Below are 24351 nucleotides of genomic sequence, written 5' to 3'. Positions count from 1 at the left end.
TGATATCGGCCGCGCGGGCGGAGAGCAAACTTCCGCGAGGTCTCTGTGTTTGCCAAATCTTTCAGATCAATGGCAGCAAGACTTGCTCGCCCCTTGCTTCCTGGGCGAAGGTGGCACATCGTTCGCCGGATTTTGTGAGAAGAAGCCGCTCGGTTTGAGCAAAAAGCCGATGTATGCGGTAGGCATCACAGGATAGTCTTCGGCCCGCGGAATGTGGGTGTGACCAAAGGTGTACCAGAAGACGACGTCGGTGTTGGCAATCGGCCGGTCCTGCGCGGTCCAGCGAATCAACCCATCCCCCCCGCTGCTCTGATTGGGATAGTCGCCCGCGCCATAGTTCTCTGCCTCATGGAACGGCGTGACCCAGACGTGACTCTCGACGAAGCCTGCTCGCTTGCGCCACCAGGCATTCTTCGAAGCAAGCGGAAACGCATTGTCGCCGGGAAAGAACTTATAGCCGACCGGTTCCCCCACGCTATTGAGCGACTGCTCGTTGACGATGCGCCACGTGCGGCACGTTTCCAAGTTCAAATGCGCGCGGGCCTGCGACTCACTGAGCAACTTCGTCGATTTGGCATAGAAGGCATTCTCGAACGGATTGTTTTCATCAAGTTCATCGGCGACGGCATCGACTTGCAGCACTGTGTTGGGCTGACCGTCCAAATCGAAATCGAGACGCACGTTGAAGAAGTGCTGGTGATTGGGCGCATACAATTGCGGCGCGATGAGTGTGCCGTACTTGGGCTTAGCTTCGGGTCCGGCAGCACCAAGCGAGAGGATGCCGGTTAGTTTGACTTCGAGTTGGATGTTGCCGTCCTGATACAGATACCAGAAGAAACCGTATTCGTAGTTCTCGACGGTCGAGACGGACGAAATCACCAGCCGGCGCGAGCGGCGAACTTCGGGCGTCTCGGGCAGGCGACGGTCGGTATGCTTCCAACCGATGCCGTAGTCTTCTTCGTGCATGCAAATGGCGTTCTTAATCAGCAGTGGCTCGCCGCGACTCGTGCACATGTGCGCGTCGAAGTACTTGATCAGCCCGAGGCAGTCGCAACCCAGTTCGAGACTGTTCGCGCACATGCCCATCCCATATTCGCCGACATCGAACGCGTTCTTGCGGCGCTGCGTCGGGCCGGGGTCGCCATACGGCACGACCATCTCGGTCAGACTTGCGCGGTACAGAATCGAGCGCTCTTGGCCGGCGTCGTTGTAGCGCAGGTGATGCAGCGTGAGTCCTTCGCGGGCATTGAAGCCGATGACGAAGTTCCACTTCTGCCAGCGGACTTGATAGCCGTTCACTTCAAAGCTGGGGCCAGCGGGCTGGGTGATGTCGATTGGCTTGAGGTCTGGCCGCTGATTTGGCACGCGCGTGGCTGCATAATTCGCCTCGCCGGGCGGCAAGGGCCAGCGGCCATAATCTTCCACGCGAATCACTTGCATCGTGTTCAAGTCGACGACCGGGCGCAGTCCTTCGATGGGGCGGACGTAGCCGTTATCGGTCGCGTCGCTACGCAAGAAGCAGAGGGGCCGAGCAAGGCGGCGCGTCCGATCTTCTTCACTGCCATAATTCCCAGCGCTCCAGATATCGACCATCACCAGTTCGGTGCCATCGACGCCATAGTGCTCTTTCAGCTTCGCTTTGAATTCGTCGCTGTTCAGCACGGCCTGCTCGCACTCGACCTGCTCATCGATGGTCATTGTGGGCTGCGCGCCGGGAATATGGCGGAACGACGTGAGCGAATTCGTCGCCAACGACAGGGCCGCTTCGTAACAGGCGTTCGCACCATTATCGAACAACACCGCAAATGCTGCGCGGGGAATGTTCGCTGCCCCTTGATGGACCAGCTCTTTCGCCGGTTCTTGCAAGGCAATCGACACGATCCGCGTGGTCGGTGTGAGTTTGCTCGCCGCGCGCAGGATAGAAACTGCTTGGGCAACTTCCGCAGCCGTCAGGGGCTCGAGTGGATGCGGCGCGAGAGGATGGCCGTTCGAGGAAGGCTTGGTAGATGGTGAGGCAAGCTGCAGCAACTCAGACATGGTGCGGGTTCCGATATGAAGACAACGATCCCTACCCGCCTGAGTCGCAATATAACAACCGTCCGCGCGCGGGACAAACATCGATACTGGCCTGCTAGTGGTTCGTAGCGCGGCGCTCAACAATGGGTTGGTTGAAAAGTTGTATTCGCGAGGAGTCGCTGCGTGAATGACTTGTTGCAGAAACTGCGGATTCGCCTGCCAATCATTCAGGCACCGATGGCGGGAGTATCGACACCGGCGCTAGCCGCAGCGGTTTGCAACGCCGGGGGACTCGGCTCGCTGGGAATTGGTTCGGCGGACGTGGCCACCGCGCGCAAGATGATTGCCGAGACGCGGGCGCTCACCGACCGCCCCTTTCAAGTCAATCTCTTTTGCCACGAACGGGCAGTCAGCGACACCGCCAAGGAAGCAGCCTGGCTCGCCCGGTTCACTCCCGCTTTCGCTCAGTTTGGTACGCAGGCACCTCAGCAACTGCGCGCGAATTACCCGAGCTTCGTAGAAAATGAAGCGATGTTCGAATTGATGCGCACCGAGCGCCCGCCGGTAATCAGTTTTCATTTCGGCTTGCCCAGTGAGGAATGGCTCGCCGGGCTGCGAAACCCGGGCACGGTTTTGCTGGCGTCGGCGACGAACTTGTCCGAAGCGCGGGCCATCGCCAATGCGGGTCTCGATGGAGTTATCGCTCAGGGTTACGAGGCGGGTGGACACCGGGGAGTATTTGATCCCGCGCGCGGCGACGACAAGTTGGGAGTATTCGCGCTCACGAGGTTGATCGAGCGTCAGATCTCGCTGCCGGTGATTGCAGCGGGGGGAATTATGGACGGTGCTGGCATCGCAGCTGTTCTTTCGCTCGGAGCAAGTGCAGCTCAACTGGGGACTGCTTTCATTGCGTGCCCTGAATCGGCCGCCAGTGAAGACTATCGAGCAACCCTCTTCAGCCCAGTTGCCGAGCAGACATTTGTCACCCGCCGCCTCTCCGGTCGCGATGCTCGCGCTTTGCCCAACCGGCTGACGGAACTTGTTGCCGCGGCCAGCGATGATGACGTTCCCGCTTATCCCGTTGCCTACGACGCAGCCAAGCAATTGATCGCCGCGGCCAAAGGGGCCGGTGTGCCGGGTTACGGCGCTTATCTCGCGGGGCAAGGCGCTCCGCTGGCGCGCGCGTTTCCCGCAGCAGAACTGCTGGGAATATTAGAGCGAGAACTGGAACTTGCGCTGGGGCGGAAACTTGACGAGGGGACTTAAAAAGCTGGCATTCCGCCGTAGCGACCGGGTACTATAACGCGACCTCACCTCCCAGCGCTCAGGCCCACCTATGTTGCATCGCAGTTGTTTTTGTTTGGTTGCGGTTTCACTGGCAATGGTCGCTTCGTCCGCCCTGTCCGCGGAACCAGCGGCGAAAGTCATCAGCTCGCACGGCGATGCGAATGCAATCGAATTAGTCCGCGGCGAGTCCCGCGCATTACTAACCACCTTCGGCGGTCGCGCGCTGGAGTTCTCGCGCGCGGGCAAGCAGGCGCTGTGGCTCGATGATAAAGAGCAGCAGCCGGAAGCAGGCAAGCCGCGGCCCATGAGCGCGGGGCGGTTTGATATCGGCCCGGAGCTGACGATTGCCCCGCATCCGCAGCTTTGGTCAGGTCCATGGAGCGGCAAAGTCAGTGGCGAATCGGCGGCGCAACTGATTAGCGTCAAGGACGAAGCTACCGGGATGCAGTTAACTCGCGACTTTGAATTGAAAGCCGGCGGCAGCTTGCTGATTCGGCAGACAATGACGAACATTTCGTCCCAGCCGCGCGAGGTTTGTCACTGGGGGCGATCGTTTTCGCCCGGGGGCGGCATTTGCCTCGTGCCACTGCAAGGGCAGAGTCGGTTTCCTAGCAAATATGCGATGTACGAAGATTCGGCGATCATCAACGTTCGCAATCAAGATGAGAAGATTCGCGAGCGCGACGGCTTCTTAGAGATACTCGGGCCGCCGCGCAAGCCGAAGCTCGGCTTCGATTCTTATGCGGGCTGGTTGGCATACCTGCTGCCGGGCGATGTGCTGTTCGTGAAGCGGTTTCCGACGTTCCCCGATCGTGTCTATAGCGAAGCAGCTGGACTCACGCTTTCGGTGTGGTATCCCGCCGGCGCGCGGATTGAGCTCGAACCCATCGGCCCGCGTGAGCGCTTGCAACCAGGCGAGTCGGCTGCGTTCACCGAAGAATGGTTTCTCCTCTCGCATCCCTTCCCCGCCGCGGGCGAGCAGATTGATCTGCCCAAGCTTCGCCAACAAGTGCTGAAACATCTGGAGTGAACAACATGCGACGACGTCAATTCCTGCAGACTGCCGCTGCCGTCTCGGCCGGCTGTCTATGCCACGCATCGCTGCCCACCGGTCAAGCGGCCGGAGTCGCCGATCAATATGCGGGGCTGAAGACGGCAGACTATTTGGGCGAACTGACAACGCTGGCGAAGGTAGTCGACCGCAAGGTATTCACCGAAGGCCCGTGTTGCGATCGCGCGGGGAATGTTTATTTCACCAGTACCGAAGTCAATAAGATCCTCAAGTGGGACGGCAAAGAGCTGACAACCTTTCGCGAGAACAGCGGCGGGGCTAACGGCCTGCTGTTCGACCAGCAAGGGAGATTGGTGGCCTGCGAAGGAGTGGCGGGGCGCGTAACGCGCACCGACCTGAGCACCGGCGGAATCGAAGTCCTGGTCGATCAATTCAATGGCCATCCGCTCGGTGCGCCGAATGACTTGTGCTTCGATGCGAAAGGGCGCATCTACTTTACGTCGCGGCTGCCGAATCTCGATCCGGCCAAAGGGAACGTCAACTCGGTCTATCGAATCGATGTGGATGGCAAAGTGGCGCAGGTGGTTCACGCGCCGGATATTCACATGCCCAACGGCATTGTCATTTCGCCCGACGACAAAACTCTCTACCTGATCGAAGCTCATCCGCAGGCCGATTTTAATCGTTGTATTTTGTCGTTCCCCCTGCAGGCCGATGGTACGCTCGGCAAGGGAACCAGGCTGATCGATTTCTATCCCGGCCGCAGTGGCGATGGGATGGCCATCGACGAACAGGGGAATTTGTATGTGGCCGCGGGGCTGCACGCACCGCGCAAGACTTCCGAAACGCTCGATACACGCCCGGGGATTCACGTCATCTCGCCCAGCGGCAAGCTGCTGGCCTTTGTGCAGACGCCCGAAGATACGATCACTAATTGCCGCTTTGGCGGTGCCGATTTGAAGACGCTGTATATCACTTGCGGCTCACTCCTCCTGAGCCTGCCGACAAAAATTGCCGGCAAGGCCAGCTATCGGCCGGAGAAGTAATTCGAGAAGTAACTCTGCGATTTTGTTAAGCTTCCAACCACATTTACTCGCCCTAAAGCTCACCATGAAAACAGCTCACTTTGTCCTGTCCGTCCTGGCATGTGCGTGTCTGCTGCCCATCGCAGCGGCCGCGGAGCCCGAAGTTGTCTCGGTCATCAAGATCTGGGACAAGGGAAATCACAATGCCTTCACCGATCTGATTCGCTGGCGCGACCAGTGGTACTGCACCTTTCGCGAAGCCGAGGGTCACGTCGGTGGCGATGGCCAACTGCGAGTGCTGGTCTCGGCGGATGGAACCACTTGGGAGTCCGCGGCTCTGATCTGCGAAAAGGGCATCGACCTGCGCGATCCGAAGTTGTCGATTACTCCCGACGATCGCCTGATGATCGTCGCCGGCGGCTCGGTTTATGAGGGGAAGAAACTTCTCGGCCGTCAGCCCCGCGTCACGTTTTCGAAAGATGGGCGCGAGTGGACTCCGACTGCCCGCACCCTGGAAGATGGGGATTGGCTATGGCGCGTGACCTGGCACGGCGGCAAGTGCTATGGCATTGCCTACGACGCTTCGGAGCGCACCAGCGAAGCCGCGCTGAAGGCCGCCGAGACCGGCAAAGCTGAACCGGGCCCCGCCGATTGGAAATTGAAGTTGGTCGTGAGTAACGACGGTGTGAAGTACGACCTGATTACGCACCTCGATGTGCCCGGTCATCCCAACGAGAGCACAGTGCGGTTCCTGCCCGATGGCGAAATGGTAGCCCTGGTGCGTCGCGAAGGGGGAACTAAGAACGGCTGGATCGGTCACAGCAAGGCTCCTTACAAAGAATGGAAATGGACCGAGACGAAGCATCGCTTCGGCGGGCCGAACTTTATTCAACTCCCCGATGGTGAATTGTGGGCAGCGGGGCGCGTTTATCCTGGCGGCGCGAAGACAGCACTCATCAAAATGACCGCCGAGGGTGAGTACGAACCGGTTCTCACGCTCAAGAGCAGTGGCGATACCAGCTATCCCGGCATGATCTGGCACGATGGCCAATTGTGGATGAGCTTCTATTCGTCGCACGAAGGGAAGACGTCGATTTACCTGGCAAAGATCAAGGTCCCGCTCAAGGCCGAGAAGATCGGTTCGCGGCTGGAGCCGTTCGTCGATGACTATCTGCTGCAGCGTCTCACGGGCTCGGCTCAACTCGTCGTGCAACAGCCCGTGGCGAAAGAGGTGGTGATTGCCGCCGATGCACCGTGGGAAGGAAACACCAGTGCGTATTACATCGTGCTGCACGACGGTCAGAAGTACCGCATGTATTACCGCGGCTCGCACTACGACACTGTTACTAATAAGCCGGCGCATCGCGAACTGGTTTGCTATGCCGAGAGTGACGACGGCCTGACGTTCACTAAGCCCGAACTCGGGTTATTCGAATTCAACGGGAGCAAGCAAAACAACATTGTGTGGGACGGCGAGGGGACGCACTGCTTCAGTCCGTTTCTCGATACGAATCCCAAGTGCGCGCCCGATGCCCGCTTCAAAGCGGTTACGCGCGTGAAGGGTGGCTTGCGCGCAATGAAGTCCGCCGACGGGATTCATTGGCAAGCAATGGCCGAGCAGCCGGTCATCACGCACGGCGCGTTCGATTCGCAAAACATCGCCTTCTGGGATCCGAACATCGGCAAATACCGCGAGTATCACCGGCACTTCCGCACTAAAGTTCGCGACATCATGACTGGCACTTCGGACGACTTTCTGACGTGGACCGAGCCGAAGTTTCTCGACTATCCGGGTGCCGCGGTTGAACATCTATACACGAACGCCGTGCAGAACTATCCCGGGGCCGAGCACATTCTCATTGGGTTTCCGACTCGCTACTTGCCACCCAAGTCGCAGACCGAGCCGACCTTCATGGTTAGCCGCGACGGCCAGACCTTTCACCGCTATGCCGACGCTGTGATTCCCCCGACTGCACCCCAGCAGCGCGACGGCAACCGCAGCAACTACATGGCCTGGGGCCTGCAGCGTTTGCCCAACAACAAGAACGAATGGTCGGTCTACGCCAAAGAAGCCTACTACACCGGCAACGGCAGCAAGCTGAGGCGATTCACTTATCGGCCCGATGGTCTCGTTGCTCTCGCGGCGGACGCCAAGGGGGGCGAGGCTGTCACGCGTCCCATTATCTTCAGTGGCAGCAAGCTGCAGTTGAATCTGCTCACGGCCGATAAGGGCTCGGTGCGCGTCGAACTGCAAGACGCCGATGGCCAACCCCTGAAGAATTTCGCTGCTGACGATTGTGTTCCCCTGACCGGCGACAGCCTCAAGCAAGCGGTGGCCTGGAAGAACGGCAGCGACCTGCAATCGCTGGCCGGCCAGCCCGTTCGCGTTCGCCTCGTTCTGCAGGATGCGAAGTTGTTCTCGCTGCGGTTTGAGTGAAAATGGAATCGCGAAGAATCTCGTGATTTCACCAGCGGTTGGGACGATTTCCCGCTGCTGGCACGCCTAATTCCTTTTTTGACCGTTTTAGGTGGCGGGCAACGGGGCGACTTTACGGGCTAGGAGTGTTCACTCACTTCAGGCCCTCCAGCAAAGTCACCTGCCATGACCACTTCAACTCGCAAGTTCAATCGCTTCAACAGCTTCAATCGCAAGCTCGGCATCGAAAGCCTGGAAGATCGCCGCCTGCTGGCCAGCGACCTGCGTGGCTGCGTCAGCGAGCGGGTTTATGTCAAAAACATTGGCGACCGCCAGTCGGCCGAAATCGCCTTCACCGCGCCGCAGGCGAAGATAACGACGGTTGCTGTAGTAGCCGGGGTTCAAGCTGAATCACAAGCTGAAACACGAGTCGCTGTTGGCCAACTGCCAGTTGCCGAAACAAAGAAGGTAGCCACCGAATCGACCGGCACCGTCGTAAAGCACGCTCCGACTACTGCTACAAATGCCGCGTCGACGAGCCCCTCTTTCGCCAAGCAATCGCTGCTGGGTCTGAAGACCCGCCCCGTCGCCAAGCCGACCGACGACGCGACCTACGCGGGCGAAGTGCATGCCTCTGAAATGCAGAACACCGATGTCTCGGCAACTGGCCAGTGGGTTCGGCCGCCTATCAAGGTACGACCCGGGCTTTCACCGCTTCTGGCAAGGTCAAGCTGGAAAACGATGCAGCCCAGGGTAAGCTCTCGGCGAAGGCTGAAGGGGACGCCAGCCTGTTCAAGACCGACCACCACGCTCAATATGCTTCGCCCAGTGCGACCATTGCTGGCAAGGAAGTCGCGACGGTAGATCTCAAGGCGAACGCGACTGTCCTCGTCGGTGTGACCGGCTCTGCCGAAGCTGGCGTGAATTGGAACAGCAAAGACGCAGGCCTGAAAGGCAAAGCAAACGTCTTCGCCGGCATCGAAGCGAAGGGAGACGCGAGCATGGACAATCGAGTGCTGGGAGTGAAGACTGCTGCCAGTACAGATGGCTATGCTCGGGCCGGGGCAGAAGCCTCTGCCGAAGGGAGCTTGGGGAAGGATGGCATGGAAGCGAAGGCCGGTGCCTTTGCCGGTGCCAAGGCTGGCGGGAATCTCAAGTCGAATATCGCGGGCATTGGAGTGGGCGTGGAAGGTGAAGGCTGGGCCGGTCAAGGTGGTGAAGCCGAACTGAGTGCCAAGATGGACGACGGCAAGTTCAAGTTCAAGACATCGTTGGGTGCTTCCCCGATCGTCGGCGGCAAAGCAGGCTTCAATATCGAAGTCGATCCGACCGAAGTGGCTAAACTGGCCGACCTCTCGGACGAAATCGACGAACTGGTCGAAGCGATCAAGGCCAACGAACAAGCCCAGGCCGACTATGCCCAAGCTGTAGCGGACGCGAATGCCATTCGCGATCAGATTCTCGCCCAGACCAACCTCTTCACCGCTGAAGTGAACAGCTTTAACTCACAGATCAACGATGTTGGCAACAGCGTGTTGAGCTTCCTGGGGGTGTAGTCTGGGGACGTTCGCGAAGTCGACCAGCAGCTCTGTGCAGTTGAACGACACCAACGACTTGTACTGCCCAGGCCAAAGCGGCGAGTAAACTATTCCCCCTAGTTACTTGACAACAGATCATAACTTCATGAAAATTCGAGCGATCGTTTTCGAATCTTTCTGAAAGAAGTGCGACTGCGCGGATGCGAGATTTCGCGCCGCTGCGAATGGCCATTTCTGGGCTTGGCTGGCGGAACGGTGCGATGTGCCGCAGAGGGTTTTTCAACAAATAGGATGTTTTCGAGATTGGAAAGTTAGACGCAATTCGTTACCGCGAAACGACTTGTCGGTGATTCTCGCAAAAGGGGGGTGTTGATAAACCTCGGGGCACTTTCAACGCAGGCCGAATTCGCTGCCAATGAGATGCTTCGTCCTGTGGAGCATTGAAGGCCCGAACCAAGGGCGGGGCAGGTTGGCTCTACCGCGCGTGCGCCGCTGAGAAGTCGCGATCGAGAACTGATACGAACTTCACAGATCAGGGGCGACGCACTGGCGAACATCACATCGCCGAAGCTTACCGATCAACAGCGGGCCAGGGGTACCGTTGCTGGGAGCTACTTTTCGCGATCTCTGCCGGAACTTCATGCGGCGGTACAACTCCGTTGGTAAACTAAACCAGACGCGGCGAACCCCCTGGAGTGAAGTTGGAGTAGAACCTGCATGTCACTGATTCGTACCTGCACCGTCATTGGCTTACTTTGCCTGGCCCCGGCTGCAGCCCAAGCGGCTCGGACCTGGACCGATTCGACTGGCCATTTCACGCTCGAAGCCGACCTGGTGAGCATGAGCGAAGACAAGGTTGTCTTGCAGCGTGCGGATCACGAGTTGGTCTCGCTGCCGATCAAGTTGTTGTCGACCAAGGATCAAGAATTTCTCAAATCGAACGAGGCACTCGAACTGCGGAAGCAGAAGCTCGATGGTCCGCAGACCTGGACGCTGCAAGACGGCACCAAACTGGTGGCCCGCGCGGTGAGCTACACGAGTCGCCCGCTGTCGATTCAGCGCCGCCGGGGACACATCTTCGTGAACGATCGGCGGTTCGATAATCTGCCCGAGTTCTATCAAAGGCTGGTGCCCCAGATTGTCGCAAAGCTTGAATCGCTCGAAGCCTCAGACCGCCGCGCGTTCGAAGCCTGGGTGCTGCTTCAACGGGGGCAAGAGCGGACATTCACGCTCAAGGGAATCGCCTTTGAAACCGAAAACGGCGATGAGTACGCCGTGCCGTTTTTCCTACTCTCGCCGCAAGACCAGGAAGTGTTAGGGGCCGGGTTCGACGATTGGCTAAGCAGTGTTCGCCTCGATAAACAGGAAGAACTCGAAGATAAGGCATTCATGCTGCAATCGCTGGCCGCGGCCCGGAATCACGACCAGAAAGTGATGCGCGAGATCGCGCTCTTGAACCTCAAATTGCAAGCCGTCAACGTGGGGCTCACGTCGCTGTGGGAAGTCACGCTCTACCCGAGTGCCGCCATTGGTGGACCGCCAGTTTGGACCGTGGTTCCAGGGCGCGACAGCAATCAGGCTTCGGCAAATGCGCTGCAGCAATGGCCCGGCTATTTTCTCGGCCCGGTGCGCCGGTTGACGCGATAGGGGCTGCCAGCCGCTGCACGACGTCGCACTCGCAAGTCGTCAGCGCGAATTGAGGCATGATCGAACTGAAGTCCAGCAACAAGGTGATTTCATGACTCGCATCTGGTTCGCATGGTTGCTGGTGCTCGGCACGAGCGCGTCGCTGGTTAGCGCGAAAGAAGCTACCTTCGTGAGCTCGCCAAAAGTCGCGCGCGAGGCAGCGGGAGTGCGCATTGCCTTCGAGGTGAGCGCGGCGACGGACGTAGAAGTCGCCATCTTGGATCGCAAGTCGAAGGTGGTACGCCACCTGGCGGCTGGTGTGCTTGGTGGTAAGAATCCGCCACCAGTGCCGCTACAGCCCGGCTTGCAGCAGAGCCTCTTGTGGGACGGCAAAGACGACGACGGTCGGCCGGTGGAAGGCAACGACTTTCAAGTCCGACTGCGGGCTGGCATGCGGGTCAGCTTCGGCAAGTTGATTGGTGGTAGTCCTTATACGGGCAGCGTGTCGATGATGCCTTATCGCGCGCCGGTGAATGGCCTGGTGACCGACGAGCAGGGTAATCTGTTGGTGCTGCTCATGTCGGATGTCGGCAGTCATGGCAATTCGGGCAGGTGGCCCTGGCAACTGCGCAAATTCGATAGCGCAGGAAACTACCAGCGGACGCTGCTCCCCTATCCACCTTCGACGAAGCCCGCGCAGGCCAGCGGATACACGCTGTTGCAGACGGATGACCAGCGCTTCTTACCTGCCAATCAATCGAGCCTCTATCCAGTCTTTTCCAGTCTGGGCAACGAGATCGTCCCCCGACTTTCTGCCGGTCGGGTCGTCTTTGTCCGTACCGAGTCTCGCGAACTGAACTTCCTCTCCCTGGATGGCTCCAACGGGCTGCAGACGATCAAAATGTGGCCGGCCAGCAGCAAGCTCAACTGTCCCAACTGGCTCGATATTCAAGTTGCTCTCGCGCCCGATGGCAAGACTGCGTATTATTCCAACGTCGCGGGCGTTCCCTATGACGGCCGCAAGCCAGAAGACATCGATTCCGCTTGGCCCCAGGGGCGAATCTATCGTCAAGATCTCACAACGGCCGGGAGCGTTCCCACTCCGCTGTTCGATTTGCAACTTCCCGATTGGAGGCAGAATCCGTACTGGATGCCGAGCGCCTGGGATAAGAAATCGGCAGCGGCAGGTATCGACACCGATGCTCAGGGGAATGTCGTGGTCTGCGATCTGGTGAATCAACAGGTCGTCGAGATTTCTCCGCTAGGCAAGTTGCTAAGCCAGACACCGGTTGCCTGGCCGGACAAAGTGTTGGTTTCGCGCAAGTCTGGCGACTTGTATGTCCTCTCTCGCAAGGTTTCGCGTGGTTCATTGCCGCCGGCCACACTATCGAAGATTACCGGCCGCGGCGCGGCTGCGAAGGTTGTTGCGACTTTGGAGTTGGACGGTATCGTCGGTGGAGGATACACACTCGACGAAACGGGGAGCGCTCCGGTGCTATGGCTCGCAGGGCCGCGGACGCAAAGCGGGCGAGAGAGCAGTGCGCTGGTGCGTGTCGAAGACCAGGGAAGCAAGTTGACGATTGCTGGCGATCAGTACCTTAACCGCGATCCCAAGGCGATCACGTTTGTGAGTTACACCGACATTGATCGCGAGCAGGAGTTGATCTACGTCACGCGCTCGGGCGGCACGGTGTGGCGGTTCGATGGTATCACCGGAGAGGGAGGCCCATTGCCGTTTCGCGCTGCCGACGTGGCAATCGGACCCCGCGGCGATGTCTTCACCTTGGGAACGGTTGGCAGTTTTGAAGGCCCCATCGCCCGCTACACGCGCGAATTGAAGCCGGTTACTGCCGTGTCGACTGAAGCGAACACGTTTGGTTACGTCTCCAACCGGGCTGGACGCGGGATCAGCATCTGTGGATTCGATGTGGACTCGCAAGGACGAGTCTATGCCACCTTTGGTTCAAACGAATGTCACGTGCGCGTCTTCGATCCGCAGGGCGAACTGGTCGATTTTCCCCGCAAGATTGCCGACGTACGCGGCAAGGGTGACATTCCCGTGGCAATTTCTGGAGTCACCGGCTTTGGTGGCAGCTTGCGGGTCGATCGCGCGGGCAACATGTATCTGTTGCAAGGTGGCTTCCCGCCGAAGACAACCTTGCCAATGGGTTTTGCAGCTGACGAGGCCTATCAAAACGCCGTAGGAACCATCTACAAGTTTCCGCCCAGTGGTGGCGAAATTGATTCGAGCAACAACAAGGTGAAAAGCGTCCACGGTGCGGTGACACAATACGTCGGCTGCGGAGCCGTGAGCCAATGGCGGGCAGCCGGTTCCTGCGTCTGCACCAAGCCGCGGTTCGATGTCGATGATTTTGGCCGGCTGTACATTCCCAACAGCATTACGTTTTCGGTCTCGGTGCGCGACAACGCGGACAATGAAATCTTGCACTGTGGCGAGTATGGGAATATCGATTGCCAGGGATCGGGCAGCTTGGAACCTCAGCCATCGATCCCCTTGGGCTGGCCAGTAACTGCGAGCGCCAGCGACAAGTATGTTTATATCGGCGACTGTCTCAATCACCGCGTGGTTCGGGTAGATAAGCAGTACGCAGCAGAAAATATTGTAAAACTGCCGTGATAAGCCACGTCTGGCAGCCAACAGCCCGGCGAGTTTCCCCTTTCGCACAAGTGAAGCCATGTTTTCCTTGAATCGAGTGATTGTTTCTCGCGGTATGGCACTTGTAGCGCTCGCGATGCTGGCTGGTGTTCAGGCTAGATTCGCAATTGGGGAAGAACCCAAGTCGAAATATCCGTTCGTCTTTAGCGACGCTGGTCAGGCGACGGGACTGTTGCCGGATGTTGGCGGTATTCGTGGGCATGCAGCCGCCTGGGGTGATGTAAACGCTGATGGCTGGCCCGAATTATTTGTCGGCACTTTTCATAATGCCGGTTCCAAGGCGAGCCAGTTGTTCCGCAACGAGAAGGGGAAGTTCCGACTCGACGCGCAAGAGCACGTACGAACATCAGGCATCGGCAGCGGGGCTTTGTTTGTCGATCTGAACAATAGCGGTCGGCTGGACTTGTACGTGTCGCATTGTGCGCACGGCAAAGAAGGACTGCTGACCGTGCCGAGCTTACTGTTTCGCAACGAAGGTGATGGCAAGTTCACCGACATTTCGAAGGAGAGCGGCGCATGTCCGAGTGGTTACGCGGGCCGCGGACTGGCAGCACTCGACTATGATGGCGACGGGTTGCTGGATCTTGTCCTGTGCGAGCAATACTACTCGCCCAATGTGAAAACCGGCCCCGCCCTCTTTCGCAACCTGGGCAACTACCGATTCGAAAATGTTTCGGAAACTGCCGGTCTGCCGCTGGGCCTCGGCGGTTTGGGTGTCGCGGCGGCCGATCTGAATCTCGACGGTTGGCCCGACATCTTCTTGACGCATGGCGGCGGTGAGCATCGCCTGCTACTCAACGATGGCAAAGGCAAGTTCCACGAAGCTCCCGGTTCTCGCGAGGTATTTCGCTGGAACACTGGCACACCCGACGACACACCGGCAGGTGTGGCGATTGCCGACGTGAACCGCGACACGCTTCCCGATCTTGTCATCGGCAATCACTTCAAAAGCCCATGGACCAAGCCTGCCCCGGTGCGACTTTATCTCAATCGCGGAATTGAAAACGGTACGCCCAAGTTTGAAGACGTCTCAGAGGCTGCCGGATTGAAACCACTGGAAATGAAAGCTCCGCATGTCGAGATTCAGGATTTCGACAACGATGGCTGGGCCGACATCTATGTCAGCATTGTGAAGTTCCAGGCAGGGCGGCCCTGTCCGATCATTCTGAAGAATTTGGGGACCACGCGCGAGCATATGCCGCAGTTCAGTAATGACGCCTGGGCAGTCAACGACTTTCCTACCGACGAGGACCGAGCAATCAAGCGCTCCGGCACCCTGTTCGAGAAAATCCTGAAGGAAAAGAAGATTATCTATATGGCTGCCGCACCGTCGGCCGATTTTGATCGCGACGGCCGACTCGATTTGTTCCTGGCGAACTGGTGGCTTGAGTCTCCTTCGCTGCTGCTACGCAACGAAACACCGGACGGCCATTGGCTCGACGTGACCGTCGAGGGGAAGGATGGAGTCAATCGGATGGGCATCGGCGCGCGGGTAAATGTTTACGCTACGGGCAAATCTGGCGTTCCCTCTGCCCTGCTGGGCTCGCGCGAAATTGCCATTGGTTACGGTTATTGTTCTGGCCAGGAAGCAGTAGCCCACTTCGGGTTGGGACAAAACGAATCCGTCGATCTCGAAGTAATCCTGCCGCACGGCAAAGGAACGATCGTGCGAAAAGACGTCAAGGCGAATCAACGACTCGCCGTAAAGCCCTAAGCAGCGAATGAAGCGCTCCACGTGGTGATCGGTAGAACTGGCGCGCAGTCGTTTCGACGAATTCTCGCTGATCGGATTGAATTGGCGCGGCTTTCGACAGGGAGTAGAGTGGCAGGGGTACGGGTGACTTGTGCTACATCGCAGCTGAGGATTGGAGTGGGTATGGGTGAGGTGCGCCGCTGGCGGCCAGTAGTGTTTGCCGTCGCGACGGTTTGGTTCAGTTTGGTCCCTGCTGCGCTGTTTGCTGCACCAAATTTCGAGGCAGACCTTCAGCCCTACTTGCAGTCTCATTGTTTGCGGTGTCACGGTCCCGAAAAACAGGAAGCTGATTTTCGCATCGACAAATTGTCGAAAAATGTGGGGCAGGAGAGTACGCCGCAGTGGGCCGAGGTGATGGAGCGCATCAGTTCGGGCGAAATGCCGCCGCCTGACGCGAAGAACCTGCCGACTGCGAAGGAGAGTGCCGCCATTGTCGAATGGTTGGCTGCCCGAATCAAAGAAGGTGAAGGTGCTCGCTTAGCCAAGCGGAGCCGCGTTTCCTACAACCGGCTAACGCGCGACGAATATGTGAATACGGTTCGCGATCTCATCGGAGTACACTTCGACGCGACCGATCCCGGGGGCTTTCCGGAAGATGCGGAGTGGCATGGCTTCGAGCGCATTGGCGCTGTGATGACCTTGTCGCCAGCGAACGTCGAAAAGTATCTCGCGGCTGCGGAAGTCGTGCTGGCCGAAGCCTATCCAGCGAAGAAGCCAGTTTTCTTCGAAACAACGAAGCGGGCAGTTCCGGAAAGCCACATCAACGAAGATCATCGCGAGCGGCTGCGCGAGTTGGGTTTGCTCGATAAGGTCCGCTTCGAAATGTGGGCAGGCGATATCTTCCGCGGCGCTGGCATGAATCTGCCCGAGGCCGGCATCTATGAACTTAGCTTCACGTTGAGTGGCCTGAAGCCGGAGAACGGTCGTGCCCCACGACTGTTTGTCTATGAGAAGCAGCTTGACCGCGTCTTGTTCGAACAGGACATTCTCGCCCCCGAGGATCAGCCGATCACCGTGACGTTTCGCGCGCACCTGCCCAAGGGGCACGCGAGCATCGATGTGATTAACAACATTCCTGGTCTGTCGAACAACTTTCGCTCCGGTCGCCACGGTAACAAGCCCTTCGTCAGTACCAAGGAAGGGCGCATTCCCTGGCAGATGAAACTGACCGACGAACAAGGGCGCGCTCGTTATCCATTTCTCATTTTGGATTCCGTTTCCTTCCGGGGCCCGTTTATCACGGACGAAGAACAGCAGCGGCGGGCCGAGTACTGGCCAAGCGAAGAAGGCAATCTGGAACAGGTTCGCAGTGGACTCGAGAAACTGGCCCGGCGAGCATTTCGGCGGCCGGTCACCGATGAGGAACTGAGTAGTTACCTCGAAATCGTGAAGGCAGAAATTGCCGCGGGGGAAAAGTTTTCGGACGCAGTGAAAGCGGGCATGCTCGCGATTCTGTGCTCCAAGAGCTTCCTTTTTGTGGCAGAGGGTGATGAAAGCGTCAGTCGCAACACGCTCAGCGACTGGGAAATCGCCTGCCGGTTATCGTACCTCTTCTGGAGCACGATGCCCGATGATGAGCTCTTCACGCTCGCCGAACAAGGCAAGCTGCGAGACAAGAGCGAGCTTGCCAGGCAAGTGCAGCGGATGCTGGCCAGTCCCAAGGCCGAGCGGTTCAGCGAATCGTTCGCTTCGCAGTGGCTTCACCTGCGCAAAGTGGGAATGTTTCCACCGGATAAAAAGCTTTATCCCGACTACGATAAGTCGCTCGAGCAAAGCATGGTTGGCGAGACGACGGCGTTCTTTCGCGAAGTGCTCGATCGGGGACTGACACTGCGCGAGTTTCTCCATTCCGACTGGACCATGGTGAACTCCCGGCTGGCACGGTTCTATGGTTTGCCAGAGGTCTCCAGTTTCGAGTTTCAGCGAGTCTCGCTGCCAGCCGATAGTCATCGCGGCGGACTCCTCACCCAGGCCTCGATCCTATCGCTCACGTCGGATGGCACGCGGCATCGTCCGGTGCATCGCGGCAAGTGGGTTTCCGAGGCCGTCTTTGGCAAGTCACCTCCACCGCCGCCGGCCAATGTCGATCCAATCGCACCCAACCCGATCGATTCTCCCAAAGCCACGTTGCGCATGAAGCTGGAAGCGCACATCCACGATGCCAATTGTGCCTCGTGCCACAGCAAGATCGATCCACTGGGATTGGCCTTCGAAAACTTCGATGCGATCGGTCGTTGGCGGACTCACGAGGTCGTTGAAGGAACCGGCGACAATCCGGTCGTGAATGCCGCCGGCAAAATGGCCGATGGCCGCACCTATCAAACGCCCGAAGAATTCAAACAGCTGCTATTGGCAGACATCGATTCTTTCAATGCTGCGTTCATCGAGAAATTAGCCACCTACGGCCTCCGTCGCAGCATGTCATTCGAAGATCGAGAGGCTTTAGCTGCAATTGCCCAAGCCAGCCGCACGAAGGACTACCGCCTCCGCGATCTGGTCGAAGCATTCGTCCTTTCCAACCTGTTTCAAACAAGATAACCGTTACGGATAACCTTCGACCATGAACAATATGAATCGCGACAGCTGGCAACTGAACCGCCGTCAACTGCTGCGGGGCGCGGGTGTGTCTCTCGCCCTGCCACTGCTCAATTGCATGGCAGGCACCAGCCTGGGTGCGCCCGAGACGACTGCCAAGAGCAAACCGAAGCGGAGTGTCTTTCTTTACATTCCGAACGGCGTAAATACGCTGACGTGGCAAATCGAGAAAGCGGGCAAGGACTTCGAGTTCACCAAACCGCTGCAGTCGCTCGAGCGACACCGGGCCGATGTCACGCCAATCAGCGGGCTGCATCATCCCAAGGTGCTTGGCAAACATCACAACTGCGACAAAGTGTGGCTCACCGGTGCGAACGTGCCCAGCGATGGCGGCGCTTTCCGCAATAGCGTTTCGGCCGATCAGCTAATGGCCGAGGTGCAAGGGACGTCGACACGTTTTGCGTCGTTGGAATTGGCCATTGAGGGGCACTCGCTGGCCTGGTCACGCGATGGAATCCAGATTCCGGCCGAGCGCGATACGCGCACGATCTTCAACATGCTGTTTGGCGTGGAGAAGGAAAGCAAAAGCGCGATCAGTCGCCGCCTGAGTCGCCGGAACAGCATCCTCGACGCGGTGGCCGAAGACGCCCAACGAGTGAATCGCAAACTGGGCGCCGAAGATCGCACCAAGTTGGATGAGTATCTCACCGCCGTGCGCCAGGTCGAAGTGCGCACGCAGCGAGCTGAATCGTGGCTGAACATTCCCAAGCCCAAGATCGACGCTGCGGATGAAGCCCGCCTGACGCGCAAGTTGAACATGAGCCAGGTCACGGAATACTACCGCCTGTTTTACGACTTGATGGTCCTGGCCTTGCGCACCGACTCGACGCGCGTCATTACCTGCATGATTTGCAGCGAGTCGAATGGTGGAGCGATTCCCGATATCGGCATTTCGCAGGCTCGCCACGGCTTGTCGCATCACAATGGTGATCCTGAACAGTTGCGTCGCCTGACCGAGACGGATACTTTCCTCGTCGAGCAACTCAGCTACTTCCTCGATCAACTCAAGGCCCACACGGAAGAGGGTCAGCCGCTGCTCGATACAACCCAGGTTCTTTGGGGGAGCGGAATGGCCTATGGCCACAGCCACGGCAATGCCAACCTGCCGACGATTCTGGCGGGTGGGCGTGCGCTCGGTCACAAGCACGGTCAGCACGTCGATTTCAATTTGCCCAAGATCGGCAAGTACAACGTCGCCGATGCCAACGGCCATTACCGTGTCTGCTCGCGCCCCGTCGATGGCGATGCCCGTTTAAGTAATCTGCTCCTGACGATGCTGCAGCGGGTGGACGTCGAGACAGAACAGTTTCAAGACAGCCTCGGTGCTATTTCCGCCATCGTCAAGTAATTGCCGGTGTCGGGAAGTTTCTCAGTCGTTTTAACCAGTGCATCCTCATGACTAGCCGCCGCCTTTCGATTTTGTCCTGCACCTGCTTGTGTTTGACCGTGGCCGTGTTGTCTGGCGCCGAGCCGGGCAAGTTTCGTACGGACGACAACCCGGACAAAGCCTTGCCCTGGTTTCGCTTGATCGAAGGTGAATTCCCACCGGCCAACTCGGCTCACGCCATTTCCGGTGAATTGATCCAGGTCGATCATTTGGAGCGTCGCTTTCGACTGCGCGTCGATCGCGACGACAGTCAACAGGCGGGGCACTTGGATCTGCCCATTGATGCAGCAATGCTGCCGTATGGTTCGATCTACTATCACGGCGCGCCTGCCGCGCTGCAGGATATTCCGCTCGGCACTCACCTGCATGGCAAGTTCTATCAAAAGGATCCGAACGATAAGTCGGCTCCTCCCGCTGGCGCTTATCGCCGTGTGAACGCCGATGCCGCTTTCACTCGCTGTTTTCAACTGGAAGACGACTTCAGCCACTACGCAAGTCGAGAGCAGGCTTGGAAGATCGACGCGGTGAACCTGGCTGAGAACAAATTGACTGCCACGTTGCAAGCCAAGGGCGCAGGGGTCGGCAAACCAAAGCTTTTTGATCTTTCGACGAGCACCCGTGTGTTGAGCGAAAATGGTTTTGGAAAGCTGGACGCGCTAAAGGCGGGGCAGACGGTGCAATTCAACCTCACCTGGGCCACGTTGTATGGCCCTGGCCGAGTTCAGGAAATCTGGCTCGACGAGACGAGCCGGCGCTTAGCCACCGAGCAACAACTGGAACGCCATCGGACCCACATCCGCGACCGCGGCCTTCCTGGCTGGATTGATGCCGTCGAAGATGAACCGCAGATTGTCACCATCACATTTTTTGGCGGAGTTGACCCAAAACTGTTCGACGAGTTGCGCGGCATTAACGAAGAACCACACGGCTGGCCTTTTTCGGGCCGCGAGGATGATCCCCTAGCGCCGAAGGGTGGCATCTGCGTCGCTCGCGAGACGCTGATGACGTATGACCCCGTCAACGATCGCAAAGGGGGCAACATTCTTCACATCGGCAAAGTGCCGCTCGAACCAGGCAGCAGCGGTGTGCAGATCAAAGTGAAGTGCTGCCAACTGCTCGAAGGCTTTCGCCCCAACCGCGTGGTTCGCTTTTATCCGGCCACGTGGAAAGTCAATGCTTTGCCACGCGAAGAACAGTTCCACGGCCGCGAGTGACCGCTGGTAGAAAATCGGCTGCTTCCCTTAGCCCACATCGGCCTGGGTCCACTGGTCGCCAATCTGACGCCAGAGCTTGCCGCTTGGGTTCTTGTTCTTAAGCGAAGCTGGGAGGCGATTCTCGCGCACGCTGTCGTAGCATTGCAGCATGGCAAAGCGACGGAGCGAGGCCGGAATTCCGACCGCGGTAAAGCCCGGATGTCCGGTGGCGGGAAATGGCCCGCCGTGATTCATGGCGGGGCTGACCGCCACACCAGTCGGCATTTTGTCGTCCAGCAGGCGGCCCACCTTCTGTCGCAAAATCGGAGCCAGTTGCGCGTAGGCTTCGTCGTCTTTGCCAGTCGTGCTGGAATAAATGCAACCCGTAAGATTCCCTTCCAGTTGCGCAAGTACTTTGGCCGCTTCCACGACACTCTCGACAACGACTAGCAGTGAAGCATTGCCGAACGCTTCGGTTTGTAGTGCAGCTGCGTTATGGACGAACTGATCGCCCGAGACGCGGAGCAGCGTATTCGCAAAGCTATGTCCCTTGCCGCCGCCAGTGGTGCCGCCGACGAGCAGCTTTGCTCCGGCATCTTGTAGCGCCGCAATCGCCTTGGTGAGCGAAGTGGCAACGCCCGACGAGAGGAGCGTGCCGACCGGAGCCGCTTGAAAGCGGGAGGTCACATCGGTGATAAACGTCTCGGACAGCGAGCCTTCGAGCAGTACGATCAGGCCCGGATTCGTGCAGAACTGCCCGACGCCCATCAAACAACTAGTCGTGAAGGTCGCTGCCAATTCTTCGGCTTTCTCGGCCAGCGCGCCTGGCAAGATCACAACCGGATTCACGCTCGACAGTTCAGCATAAAACGGCTTGCCCGTGGCATCGGCAGCAGCTTTCAACTTCAGTCCTGCATGGCGGCTGCCGGTATATCCGATGGCCCCCACGCGATGATCGGCGACCAGCTTCTCGCCATCCGCATGGCTGGTGCGATAGATAAGTTGCACTGTCGCCAGCGGCAACTTGGTTTCTTTTAACGCCGCCAGAGCTTCCTCGGCAAACAATTGCGAAGTGCCGGGATGCGAAGTATTGGCCTTGGCAATTACCGGATTGCCGGCGGCAATCGCCGCTGCAAAGTCCCCGCCCGCTGCGCTGTTGAACGCAAAGGGAAAATTGTTGGGACCAAAGACAAGCACCGGGCCAATTGGCGCGAGGACCGAGCGAATGTTATTCGCTGCGTCGATGGTCGGCATCGACCAACTGCCGTCGCGAGCGGCCGCCGCAGCTTGACGAAGTTGCCCGGTAGTACGTGGGAACTCGTTATCGGCCAGTCTTGGTGACGCCGGTAGCGCGCTCTCTTGATTCGCCAGTTTGACGAACTCGTCCTTGCGAGCTTCGATTCGCCGGGCAAATGCTTCGAGGAATTCCGCGATCCGTTCGGCGGGAAGCGCTCGCAACTCCGCAGCCGCGCTCGTCGCAGCCGCGAGCGCGGCATCGCAATCGGCCCAACTGCTGATGGGAAACTCGGCCGGCAGTTTTTCCTGCGTGGCAGGATTCTCCGCTTGGAAAGAACTGCTTGAGTTCGACGCGCGCCACTCGCCAGCAATGAGAACAGGTTGCAGGGACATAGTTCGAAGTATTCAAAGTAGCTGAATTCGCCAGAATTCAGTCGAGTTGCAATCATCTGAATTCTGGCGAATTCAGCTACGGCTATTTCAGCTTTACTCTACCAACACAGCCTGTACAGCATCGGCAATCACGTGGCCGTCGGTTCCCTTGGTGGAAATGGTGACGACGATCTCTTTGTCGGCCTTGAACTTGCCGAGGGAAACAAACATACCGTCGATGGCCGGCTTATTCCGTTGATTGACCGTCACTTCCCTTTCAACATCGCCGGCTTTGATCGTGACGGGAACGTTCGTTGCCCGGTTGGTGAACGCGGTATAAGCCAGGCGAACGTCGTATTCGCCGGCCTTGTCAACGTTGATCAGAAACTGCGCGCTCAATTGCCCCTTCTGCTCGTTGCCGTCGTGCAAATACTGGGTGCCGATAAAACCGCTGGTCGAATTGCTCACGCCCCAAGTGCCGGTCGTCTTCGCCGCGCTGTCGTCAACGACGATTCCCTTGAGGGTCTTGGGATCGATCCCGCCTTGAGCACCTCGCTTGGGACCGGTCCAAACCAGCACTTGTTTGTCGGCTGCAAGTCGTTCGCTCAGTTTTTTGTAATCGACCTTCTGCACAGTCACGTTGTCATCGATGGCCTGGCACGCCGCAGTCGCAGCGGACTGGCCTAGCACCATGAAGACAGGCTCCATCCGAATACTGCCGAAGGCGATGTGCGAACTGCTCAGGTTGACCGGCACGAGCAGGTTGCTGCACTCTTTTTCGGCGGCAACGATTGACTTGTACGAAATGGGATAGGGGGAGAATCCGCCTACCTGCACGTCCCCCTCGTTGCGGACCTGTCCGTTGGCATCGACGTAACGCTGGACGTTATGTGAGTCCATGGTGTACGCAGCCAAACCGACGGAATCGCTGCATTCGCGGCGGCCCTGGCAATCGTGCTGGGTCATCACGTAGTCGCTAATAAGGCGGCGGGCTTCGCGCACGTACATTTGGTGCGGCCAGCCATCGTGCTCGGGGAATTCATCCTTGCAGAGTCCCCAACGGCTGACTTCGTTCCGAATCTTTTCCGGCACGCGCGGGTTGCTCACCAGCGTCCACATCAGACCACGCTGATAGAGCAAATGGTCCTTAAAGATCTCGTCCCGCTTGGCATAGTCGGCTTCGGGATAGTCGTAGTTCATGCCGATGTTGTCGCTGGCAAAACCGTGATTGTTATTCACATCGGTCTTGCGATTCGGCATCAGCGTTGGTGCCCACGGCGCGCGAGTCTCGCCCGCTTCGAAGTTTCGTAGCAGTAGTTCGTAGCGGGCCGGGTCGTAACCGTCTGGCTTGCTGAATGGGATCTTGTTGTTCTCGCGGTCGGTTAAGCACATGCGGAAGTTATAGGCTTGCACGCGTTTGTCGCCGGCACCTTCTTCGCCCGGTGAATCGCCATGTACGCCAGGCAACAGACCGCTGGTCTTGTCACCTTTCTTCACGTAAGGATCGACACCGGGGACCATCTGGTGCGAGCGAGCATTTTTGGTTTGCACGCCATTGAGCGTTTCGCCATAGACGGCGTTCGCTTCGCGGCCGACATGATACGAGCAGCCTACCAGAGCGAAGAGATCGCCTTCGTAGGTGGCATCGAGAAACATTTTGCCAGCGAAAACCTTGCCACTTTCCATGCGGATAGAAACGATCTGTTTATCCTGCTTCTGTACGCCATCCTTCAGGTTTAGTCGTTCGCCATAGATGATCTCGACCTTCTCGTCAGCGCACATCTGGCGGAGGATCTTTTCAGCCACGCTGGGCTCAAAGGTCCACATGGCATCTTCCTTCGCCCCTTCGCTGCCGCGACCGCTCTTGTAGTTTTCGGGTTCTTCTTGAGTCCAGTTTGCCGGATCGTTGTAGTGCTTGCGCACATGTTGATAGAACTCGCGGCTGATGCCGCCAATGGCCGCTTTATTGCCGATATCGGTCGCGCCCAGGCCGCCGCTCGTCAACCCGCCCAAGTGCTTGCCGGGCTCGATAATGACCGCGGTTTTTCCCATCCGCCGAGCTTGCACCGCGGCCGCCACGCCCCCTGCAGTACCGCCGTAGACGACGACGTCGTACGAGCCAGTCACTGGAGCGGCCACAGTCAGCGGCAACGAAGACAGAACCAGCACAGCGGCGAATAAGCCGCGAAAAATCAAGCTGAAAGCACTCATAACAACC

Annotated in this window: 15 protein-coding genes; 11 read left to right on the top strand and 4 right to left on the bottom strand. The window is 58.3% G+C overall.

Features of this window, described 5'->3' with window-relative positions; genetic code table 11:
* Positions 1-66 precede the first annotated feature (66 nt).
* Positions 67-2037 (bottom strand): primary-amine oxidase, encoded by a 1971-nt coding sequence (locus ETAA8_RS02885; RefSeq protein WP_145084618.1) that lies wholly within the window; start codon positions 2035-2037, stop codon positions 67-69.
* Positions 2038-2199: 162 nt separating this feature from the next.
* Between ETAA8_RS02885 and ETAA8_RS02880 the strand changes: the two genes are divergently transcribed.
* The 4 genes from ETAA8_RS02880 (at position 2200) to ETAA8_RS34320 (ending at position 7777) form a co-directional block, all read left to right on the top strand.
* Complete coding sequence (locus ETAA8_RS02880; RefSeq protein ID WP_145084615.1) at positions 2200-3282, top strand: NAD(P)H-dependent flavin oxidoreductase; 1083 nt, start codon at positions 2200-2202, stop codon at positions 3280-3282.
* Positions 3283-3397: 115 nt separating this feature from the next.
* A complete protein-coding gene (locus tag ETAA8_RS02875) occupies positions 3398-4333 on the top strand; it encodes a hypothetical protein (RefSeq protein ID WP_202921526.1) in 936 nt (311 codons plus the stop codon).
* Positions 4334-4338: 5 nt separating this feature from the next.
* Positions 4339-5361, top strand: coding sequence for an SMP-30/gluconolactonase/LRE family protein (locus ETAA8_RS02870; RefSeq protein ID WP_145084608.1), 1023 nt, complete (start codon positions 4339-4341; stop codon positions 5359-5361).
* Positions 5362-5425: 64 nt separating this feature from the next.
* Positions 5426-7777 carry a glycoside hydrolase family protein gene (locus ETAA8_RS34320; RefSeq protein WP_202921525.1) on the top strand — a complete coding sequence of 784 codons (2352 nt, stop codon included), beginning with the start codon at positions 5426-5428 and terminating at the stop codon, positions 7775-7777.
* Positions 7778-7951: 174 nt separating this feature from the next.
* Here ETAA8_RS34320 and ETAA8_RS02860 read toward each other — a convergent pair whose 3' ends face one another.
* Complete coding sequence (locus ETAA8_RS02860) at positions 7952-8161, bottom strand: hypothetical protein (RefSeq protein ID WP_145084605.1); 210 nt, start codon at positions 8159-8161, stop codon at positions 7952-7954.
* Positions 8162-8427: 266 nt separating this feature from the next.
* Between ETAA8_RS02860 and ETAA8_RS02855 the strand changes: the two genes are divergently transcribed.
* The 7 genes from ETAA8_RS02855 (at position 8428) to ETAA8_RS02825 (ending at position 20546) form a co-directional block, all read left to right on the top strand.
* Entirely contained in the window at positions 8428-9312 is an 885-nt protein-coding gene (locus ETAA8_RS02855) for a hypothetical protein (RefSeq protein WP_145084602.1), read from the top strand.
* A 699-nt stretch (positions 9313-10011) separates the two neighbouring features.
* The gene (locus ETAA8_RS02850; RefSeq protein ID WP_145084599.1) at positions 10012-10941 is read left to right on the top strand and encodes an SHD1 domain-containing protein; all 930 of its coding nucleotides are present in this window, start codon (positions 10012-10014) and stop codon (positions 10939-10941) included.
* Positions 10942-11032: 91 nt separating this feature from the next.
* On the top strand, positions 11033-13558 hold the full coding sequence (locus ETAA8_RS02845; protein WP_145084595.1) for a hypothetical protein: 2526 nt from the start codon (positions 11033-11035) through the stop codon (positions 13556-13558).
* Positions 13559-13616: 58 nt separating this feature from the next.
* Positions 13617-15311, top strand: coding sequence for a CRTAC1 family protein (locus tag ETAA8_RS02840; protein ID WP_145084592.1), 1695 nt, complete (start codon positions 13617-13619; stop codon positions 15309-15311).
* A 162-nt stretch (positions 15312-15473) separates the two neighbouring features.
* Positions 15474-17888 carry a DUF1592 domain-containing protein gene (locus ETAA8_RS02835; RefSeq protein ID WP_145084589.1) on the top strand — a complete coding sequence of 805 codons (2415 nt, stop codon included), beginning with the start codon at positions 15474-15476 and terminating at the stop codon, positions 17886-17888.
* A 22-nt stretch (positions 17889-17910) separates the two neighbouring features.
* A complete protein-coding gene (locus ETAA8_RS02830) occupies positions 17911-19293 on the top strand; it encodes a DUF1552 domain-containing protein (protein WP_145084586.1) in 1383 nt (460 codons plus the stop codon).
* 47 nt (positions 19294-19340) lie between these two features.
* Positions 19341-20546, top strand: a complete 1206-nt coding sequence (locus tag ETAA8_RS02825) for a hypothetical protein (RefSeq protein WP_145084584.1) — start codon at positions 19341-19343, stop codon at positions 20544-20546.
* A 27-nt stretch (positions 20547-20573) separates the two neighbouring features.
* Here the strand turns inward: ETAA8_RS02825 and ETAA8_RS02820 are convergent, their stop codons facing one another.
* On the bottom strand, positions 20574-22154 hold the full coding sequence (locus tag ETAA8_RS02820) for an aldehyde dehydrogenase (NADP(+)) (RefSeq protein WP_145084581.1): 1581 nt from the start codon (positions 22152-22154) through the stop codon (positions 20574-20576).
* Between the two features lie 93 nt (positions 22155-22247).
* A complete protein-coding gene (locus tag ETAA8_RS02815; RefSeq protein WP_145084578.1) occupies positions 22248-24344 on the bottom strand; it encodes an FAD-dependent oxidoreductase in 2097 nt (698 codons plus the stop codon).
* Positions 24345-24351: the final 7 nt, after the last annotated feature.

Source organism: Anatilimnocola aggregata (assembly GCF_007747655.1).
GTDB classification, from domain to species: domain Bacteria; phylum Planctomycetota; class Planctomycetia; order Pirellulales; family Pirellulaceae; genus Anatilimnocola; species Anatilimnocola aggregata.
The sequence above is the reverse complement of the archived record's forward strand: the minus strand, read 5'-3'. Positions and strand labels throughout refer to the sequence as shown.